The sequence below is a fragment of the Westiellopsis prolifica IICB1 genome (assembly GCF_004323185.1).
Classification (GTDB): Bacteria; Cyanobacteriota; Cyanobacteriia; order Cyanobacteriales; family Nostocaceae; genus Pelatocladus; species Pelatocladus prolificus_A.
In genome coordinates, this window is sequence record NZ_NAPS01000001.1 from 3,352,486 (window position 1) to 3,360,335 (window position 7,850).

Sequence of the window (7,850 nt, forward strand, 5' to 3'; positions counted from 1 at the left end):
AATCCAAAATCTAAAATCGTCTAAGCTACACCAAATTCTGATTGTAAAGTTTCATCGTTATTATCGGCGATTGTTGCCACAACAGTAATCAAACGTGAGACTTCGCTAGCAGACAATTCTGCTAATGTGCGCGTAGCCAGTACAACTACTTGATTTTCAATAATGCCAAAACGAGACTCAAAAGTGCTAGAGCAATTCATCTCTAATAATTGTCGCATTAGTTTAGGTTCATCTTTAGCAGGTAATTTTAGTACTGGAGACCATACTGTGATCGTATCTTCATCTGTTGTCCCTGTAAGCTGGACAAAAACTTGTACACTACCATAGGTAAATTTCCAGAGATAATTACCCTCTGGAGATTGACTAACCATAGCACTGTCATTTTGTTCGAGACTATCAATCACGTTTTCAATCACTTCTACATGGTTGATAGTTGCAGTATTTGTCACCAGTTCATTGATTAGTTCTTCATTGGCGATCGCTTCCGCATTTGGTTGGTAAGTTGCCATACAGATTTCTCCTCAAGTTTATGATTCACTCACCCCTACTTTATACCTTCTAAATCCTATCCCTTGGAGTGCTCGATAGATTATCATTTAGTGCTGAATTAATCCCCAATCCCCGATCCCCTATGCTCACTCTTACCCAAAAAAAACCACCAAATCCTGATACGGTAGTCAGATTAACTTTGTCCCTCACCGCAGAGGAACGTACCCGCAGTCGTCATCGCTTCCAAACCGAAGATGGACAAGTGGTATTTTTGCGTTTACCCAGAGGTACGGTACTGCGAGATGGGGATCTTCTTGTAGATGAAACTACTGATAATCTAGTAAGAATAACTGCCAAGCCAGAACCTGTTTTAACCGTAGTTGCCAAAACCACTATAGATTTATTGAAGGCAGCCTATCATTTAGGTAATCGTCATGTGGTAGTAGAAATTACACCGACTTATTTACGCTTATCTCCTGATCCTGTTTTACAAGCAATGCTGGAACAACTAGGAGTAGAAATCAAGGAAGAAGTTTCGCCCTTTCAACCTGAAGTCGGTGCGTATGCACACCATCATGGTACTAGTGGTCTAGGGCATTAATTTTTGTATTTTTATACTTTTTGCGATCGCCTGACTCGTTAGCTATAAGTAAAGCACTGAAATTATAAATAGAATTTTCTATTTTCGGTTTTGGCTGAGATTGCCATTCTAGGGATATTTCTGAATATCCAAATCCAATCGCCTCTCTAATTGCGTATTCTAGATTTTCCATTTGGTAGCACCCAAGTCTAATGAACCTAACTATATATAGATATAACTCGACTGGTGCATTCTGATACTTATTGTTTGATCACAATAAATATAGCCACAGCAATCATAAATAAACCAAAACCAGTTTCTAGGCGTTTTGGTTGAATTATTTGCGTGAAATAAGCACCGGCTAATGTACCTAAAATCGCAGTTAGAGTAAATAACGTCATCAAATTAAAATCTATGGGTACATTACCGAAATAGCCAGCAAAACCTGTGACTGATTTTAAGGAAATAATCACTAAAGAAGTACCTATGGCTTCTTTCATCGGTGTTTTACCTAGTAAAACTAATGCTGGGATAATTAGAAAACCGCCACCAATACCAATAAATCCGGTGAGTATCCCAACTCCTAATCCTTCTATTGGTATTACTAACCATTGATAATTTTGTTGATGTTCATGATCTAATTCACTACTATCATTGCAAATCATGAGAATTGCACCTACCACCATCATCACAGCGAAACAAATAAGTTGAAATGTTGGTGTGATCATGGGAAGTGAACCAATTCTGGCGCCAAGGTAAGTACCTAACATTGCAGTCGGAGAAAATAAGGCGACGGTTTTCAAATTGACATTACCTTGTTGCCAGTGAGGAATAGCCCCAATTAAACTAACAACACCTACAATTACTAAACTCATGGCGATCGCTGATTTTGGTGCTACACCCATGACATAAATTAAAATTGGTACTGCTAAAACTGAACCACCACTTCCCACTAACCCCAAACTTACACCAACGCAACTTGCCAAAATAATTCCCAGAGTTAAGTTCATAAATAATTCAATGAGCGATCGCTTCTCTTTTATATTTAGCTTTTTAACAAAAATCTTAAAAAACTCCTACAAAAATTCAAGATCACAGAAATTATTCATTAACTTAAACAATAAGAAATTTATATAGCAATCCTATATGGTTTGTAAAAATCGCAAAGTCCAGATCCCTGACTTCTCTAAGAAGTCGGGGATCTTGTCTCTAAGATTTTGAAGCTGGAAGATTCATTGCTTCACCAAATTCATGAAAGCTCTACCACATAATCAGGAAAAAGCAAGATTAGCAGCTCTTCGCCACTACCAAATACTCGATTCTGTAACCGAAGCAGCTTTTGATAATCTTGTTGAGTTAGCAGCTCTTATCTGTAGTACACCCATCGCTTGCATCAATTTCATTGACGAAAATCAGCAATGGATACAAGCAAAAGTAGGTTGGGATGTCACTGAACTACCGCAGGATGTCGGGATGTGTCCTGCTTGCATTCAGCAAAAAGATATTTTGATTGTTCCTGATTGTTTCACAGATCAAGTATGGGCAGAAAATCCCATTGCAGCAGAACCATACTATGTAAGATTTTATGCTGGGGTACCACTCTTGACACCAGAAGGATATGCGATCGCCACCCTGTGCGTCATGGATCGTCAACCCCGACAACTTAGCTCTCAACAAATAACAGCTTTGCAAAAGTTGGCTCAACAAGTAATGCTACTACTGCAAAGACAATCAAGCAGCACACCATTACAAGATTGTCAACGTGTAGAAGCAGCACTTCGAGAAAATGAACAACGCTTGAAAATCGCATTACAAGCTGGTAAGCTTGGTTCTTGGCAATTGGATTTGACAACTGGGGAACTGTTCACATCTAATCAGTGTAAAGCCAACTTTGGTTTATCCCCCAAAACAGATTTTTCCTACACAACGCTGTTTGATTGCATTCACCCAGAAGATCGCGACTATGTACGCGAATGTGTCAAGCAAGCTCTAGAACAGCAAATTGATTATGAAGCAGAGTACCGGACTATTTGGCCAAATCGTAGCGTCCATTGGATATTAGCACGGGGTCGTGGCATCTATGAAACTGATGGTACACCAACGCGGATGATTGGTGTGACTTTGGATATTACCGAACGCAAGCAAGCAGAAGAAGCCTTACGTCAAAGTGAAGAAAGATTACAGTTAGTAATTGATGCGACAAATGATGCTATCTGGGATTGGGATATTGTTCAGAATACATGCTTTTGGTCAAAGCGATTTTATGAGTTATTGGGTTTACAACGTACAGGCAAAAAACACTTTTATGAATCTCTTTATCAATTAGTATATCCTGATGATCGAGAACAATTTGCTGAGTTACTCTACCAACATCTCGAACTCAATCAGCCTTATCAAATGGAAGTGCGATTGCGTCGAGTGGATGGTAGATATAACTGGTTTTTAATCAGAGGTAAAGTGATTCGAGATGACGATGGTAGAGCGCTGCGAATGGTAGGAGTATTGAGTGATATATCTGAACGCAAGCGCACAGAAGAAGAATTAAAACAGCAAAATCAGCGATCGCAACTCTTAGCTGAAATTGCTCTGAAAATTCGCCAACACTTACAAACAGAAGAAATTCTCCGAACCACGGTTACAGAAATCCAAAAACTTTTACACGCAGATCGAGTTATTATTTTTCGACTGTGGAATGATGGTTCTGGAACAGTCCTGCAAGAAGCAGTAGTCAATGGTTGTAGCTCAATTTTAGGGCAAAAGCTTTTTGAGAGGTGTTTTCAGGAAAATTATCACGAAGCTTATCGCCAAGGCAGAATTAATATTATCTGTGATGTTCAATCAGAAAGCGTCCATCCTTGTCATCGACAATTTCTCGAAAATATTGATGTTAAAGCTCACATACTTGTACCAATTATTGTTAGAGATACACTTTGGGGTTTACTAATTGCTCAACAATGTATCCGTCCGAGAAAGTGGAAGAATTGGGAAATTGAGTTATTACAACAACTAGCAAATCAGATTGGCATAGCTTTAGCCAAAGCGCAATTACTAGAAAAAGAAATACACCAACGTGAAGAATTAGCTCGTTCCAACGCTGAATTAGAACAGTTTGCTTATGTTGCTTCCCATGACTTGCAGGAACCATTACGAATGGTCACAAGTTACTTACAATTACTAGAAAGAAAGTATAAAAGTAAGCTTGACACCAAAGCCGATGAATTTATTTCCTACGCCGTAGATGGTGCGAAACGGATGCAAATCTTGATCAATGATTTGTTGAGCTTTTCCCGTGTAAGTACCCGTGGACAGCCATTTGGAGTAGTTGATTGTCATAGTGCATTGCAACAGGCGATCGCAAATCTCAAAGTCGCAATTACTGAAACTCACGCAGTCATCACCTACGACGAACCTCTACCCCAACTCATCGCCGACGCTACTCAACTAGCACAATTATTCCAGAATTTAATTAGTAATGCCATTAAATTTCGTAGCGAACAACCCCCGCACATTCATATTGGTGTAGCGAAAACAGATGAGGGAGTGGGGAGTAATGTAGAGACGCGATTCATCGCGTCTGGGAGTGTGGAGTCTCCTACAGAAAACGAATGGCTCTTCTGGGTGCGCGATAATGGAATTGGGATAGAACCTCAGTATGGCGATCGCATTTTCATCATTTTTCAGCGTTTACACACTCGCGACAAGTATCCAGGTACTGGTATTGGTTTAGCAATTTGTAAAAAAATTGTGGAACGTCACGGTGGACAAATCTGGGTTGAGTCAAAACTTGGTCAAGGAACCACCTTTTACTTCACAATTCCAGATAGGATAGGTAGGGCATCGTGAATACTTTAATAGATGTTATGCCTATTGAGATTTTGTTAATAGAAGACAATCCCGGTGATGTAGAGTTGACCAAAATTGCCTTAGAGGACAGCAAAATCTCTGTTAACTTAAATGTAGTTGAAGATGGTGTAGAAGCGATCGCCTTTCTCCGTCGAGAAGGTAAATATACTCAAGTCCCCCACCCAGATATTGTTTTACTAGATTTAAACTTACCAAAAAAAGATGGTAGAGAAGTACTAGCAGAAATCAAAGCCGATGAAAAACTCAAACGAATCCCCGTAGTAGTACTGACAACTTCTCAAGCAGAAGAAGATGTTCTTAGAGTATATAATCTATCCGCCAACTGCTACATTACCAAACCCGTTGACTTCGATCAATTTGTCAAAATTGTACAATCTATCGAAAGTTTCTGGTTTACCATTGTCAAGCTTCCCTCGGAATGAAGCAAGGGAACAGGGAACGGGGAACAGGGACAAGGGAGAGAATAAACACCAATGACAAATGACAAATGACTATTGTACAGACGCGATTCATCGCGTCTCTACTAATGACCAATGACCAATGACAAATGACCAATGACCAATGACCAATGATCAAAATTTTGTTGGTAGAAGACAATCCCGGTGATGTTCGTTTGTTGCAAGAATTTTTGTGGGATGTCACGACTGCACAGTTTCAATTAACACCTGTTGAGCGATTAGAACAAACGCTGAAGTTGCTCAATCAAGAAAGTTTTGATGTCATTTTACTAGACCTTTCTTTGCCAGATAGTCAAGGTTTAGAAACTTTTATCACTTTACATCATCAAGCACCAGCGATTCCAATTATTGTGCTGACTGGTTTGGATGATGAAAATTTAGCCCTGCGAGCTATGCAGCAGGGAGCGCAGGATTATTTGGTCAAGGGACAGGTGAGCGGTGATTTGTTGGTGCGCTGTATGCGCTATGCTATTGAAAGACAAAGAATTGAAGAAGCATTGCGCCAAAGCGAGGAAAGATTTCGAGTCGCGCTCAAAAATTCTCCGATTGTTGTTTTTAACCAAGATAAAGAATTACGTTATACCTGGGTTTACAATGCTTCCCCAGGTTTTATTAATGAAGAAATTTTAGGTAAACAAGATTTAGATCTGATTGCGGTTGCAGACGGTCAACTACTTTTTGATATTAAACAACGTGTATTATCAACAGGAATAGGAATAAGAAAAGAAGTATCAATAAATACTGCTCAAGGAATTAGATATTTTGATTTGACAATAGAACCGTTGCGAAATGAAGCACAAGAAGTTGTAGGGGTAACTTGTGCGAGTATTGACATTAGCGATCGCAAACTTGCGGAAGAAAAAATCCGTGAACAAGCTGCATTGTTAGATGTCACTACAGATGCTATTTTTGTGCGAGATTTAGATAATCGTGTGATTTTCTGGAACAAAGGTGCGGAAAATCTCTACGGCTGGCTAGCCCATGAAGCTTACGAGAAAACAGTTATAGAACTTTTATACGACGATGAACCCCCAGAAGTATTAGAAACAGCACTTTTGGCAGTTATTAAACAAGGTAAATGGCAAGGGGAGTTAACTAGAATTACCAAAAGTGGTAAGAAAGTTTTAGTCTCTAGTCGTTGGAGTGTAGTTTGTCAAGAAGACGGAACACCAAAATCTATTCTCACCGTTGATACCGACATTACTGATAAAAAACAGCTAGAAACCCAATTATTTCGCGCCCAACGTCTAGAAAGTATCGGTACTTTAGCCAGCGGTATCGCCCACGATCTCAACAATATTCTGACACCGATTCTGGCTGTATCTCAACTATTGCCGTTGAAATTCCCCGATATTTATTCTGAACATCAACACTTGCTAGAAATACTCGAAGATAGTGCTAGACGTGGTGCGGATTTAGTCAAGCAAGTTTTGTCTTTTGCACGGGGTGTAGAAGGCAAGCGCATGACTCTGCAAGTCAAGCACTTAATTCGGGAAGTTGTCAAGATTGTCAAACAAACTTTTCCCAAATCAATTGAAGTGTGTATGGATGTAGCACCAGATTTGTGGACAGTTTACGGAGATAGCACACAACTGCATCAAGTGCTGATGAATCTTTGTGTCAACGCTCGTGATGCCATGCCAGATGGTGGAAGTTTGACAATTTCAGCAGAAAATTTATTTATTGATGAAAACTATGCTCGCATGAACTTGGAAGCCAAAGTCGGCCCCTACACGATTATTACCGTGGCAGACACCGGTGTGGGTATTTCCAAGGAAATTATTGAGAGAATCTTTGAACCATTTTTTACCACCAAAGAATTAGGTAAAGGCACAGGTTTAGGACTTTCCACAGTTATCGGTATTGTTAAAAGCCACGGTGGTTTTGTCAATGTCCACAGTGAAATCGGGCTTGGTACTCAATTTAAAGTTTACTTACCAGCAGTACAGGGAGTAGAAATAGAGTTAACACCACAGTTAGAACCGCTAGCAGGTAAAGGAGAATTGATTTTGGTCGTAGATGATGAACCTGCGATTCAAGAAATTACCACAGCATCACTAGAAATTCATAACTACAAAACTCTTGTTGCTACTGATGGTATCGAAGCGATCGCATTATATGCCCAGAATCGAGACAAAATTAGGGCTGTCCTCATGGATATCATGCTACCGTCTCTAGATGGAATCACAGCCATTCGGACTTTACAAAAAATCAATCCCGCAGTCAAAATTGTCGCCACAAGCGGACTAGCCTCCAGCAGTAAATTAGCAGAAGCATCAACTAGTAATATCAGTGGTTTTCTGGCAAAACCTTACACAGTCAAAGAATTATTATTGACTTTACAGAAAGTTCTGAATAGTTAGTTGGAAGGGATCGGGGATCGGGGATTGGGGATTGGGGATCGGGGATCGGGGATTAGGGATCGGGGATCGGGGACAACGGAGCAGGGAGCTCTTAGC

At 40.0% G+C, this 7,850-nt stretch carries 7 protein-coding genes; 4 read left to right on the forward strand and 3 right to left on the reverse strand.

The genetic code is table 11. The features are described from left to right. Positions 1–20: 20 nt before the first annotated feature. Positions 21–509 (reverse strand): YbjN domain-containing protein, encoded by a 489-nt coding sequence (locus B4U84_RS13715; RefSeq protein ID WP_044452499.1) that lies wholly within the window; start codon positions 507–509, stop codon positions 21–23. A 122-nt stretch (positions 510–631) separates the two neighbouring features. On the opposite strand from B4U84_RS13715, the gene ureE reads away from it, so the two are divergent. Continuing rightward, positions 632–1,090: an urease accessory protein UreE gene (ureE, locus tag B4U84_RS13720; RefSeq protein ID WP_044452500.1), complete on the forward strand. Its 459-nt coding sequence runs from the start codon at positions 632–634 to the stop codon at positions 1,088–1,090. On the opposite strand, the gene B4U84_RS13725 is transcribed toward ureE, so the two are convergent. Then, positions 1,071–1,262 (reverse strand): hypothetical protein, encoded by a 192-nt coding sequence (locus B4U84_RS13725; RefSeq protein WP_044452501.1) that lies wholly within the window; start codon positions 1,260–1,262, stop codon positions 1,071–1,073. The two genes, ureE and B4U84_RS13725, sit on opposite strands and share 20 nt — an antisense overlap. A 67-nt stretch (positions 1,263–1,329) precedes the next feature. Then, positions 1,330–2,079, reverse strand: coding sequence for a sulfite exporter TauE/SafE family protein (locus tag B4U84_RS13730; protein ID WP_044452502.1), 750 nt, complete (start codon positions 2,077–2,079; stop codon positions 1,330–1,332). Between the two features lie 241 nt (positions 2,080–2,320). Between B4U84_RS13730 and B4U84_RS13735 the strand changes: the two genes are divergently transcribed. The 3 genes from B4U84_RS13735 (at position 2,321) to B4U84_RS13745 (ending at position 7,754) form a co-directional block, all read left to right on the forward strand. After that, positions 2,321–4,912 carry a PAS domain-containing protein gene (locus B4U84_RS13735; protein WP_131118511.1) on the forward strand — a complete coding sequence of 864 codons (2,592 nt, stop codon included), beginning with the start codon at positions 2,321–2,323 and terminating at the stop codon, positions 4,910–4,912. A gap of 17 nt (positions 4,913–4,929) precedes the next feature. Then, positions 4,930–5,355: a response regulator gene (locus B4U84_RS13740; protein ID WP_196797881.1), complete on the forward strand. Its 426-nt coding sequence runs from the start codon at positions 4,930–4,932 to the stop codon at positions 5,353–5,355. A gap of 146 nt (positions 5,356–5,501) precedes the next feature. Next, positions 5,502–7,754 carry a hybrid sensor histidine kinase/response regulator gene (locus B4U84_RS13745; protein WP_131118513.1) on the forward strand — a complete coding sequence of 751 codons (2,253 nt, stop codon included), beginning with the start codon at positions 5,502–5,504 and terminating at the stop codon, positions 7,752–7,754. Positions 7,755–7,850 lie beyond the last annotated feature (96 nt).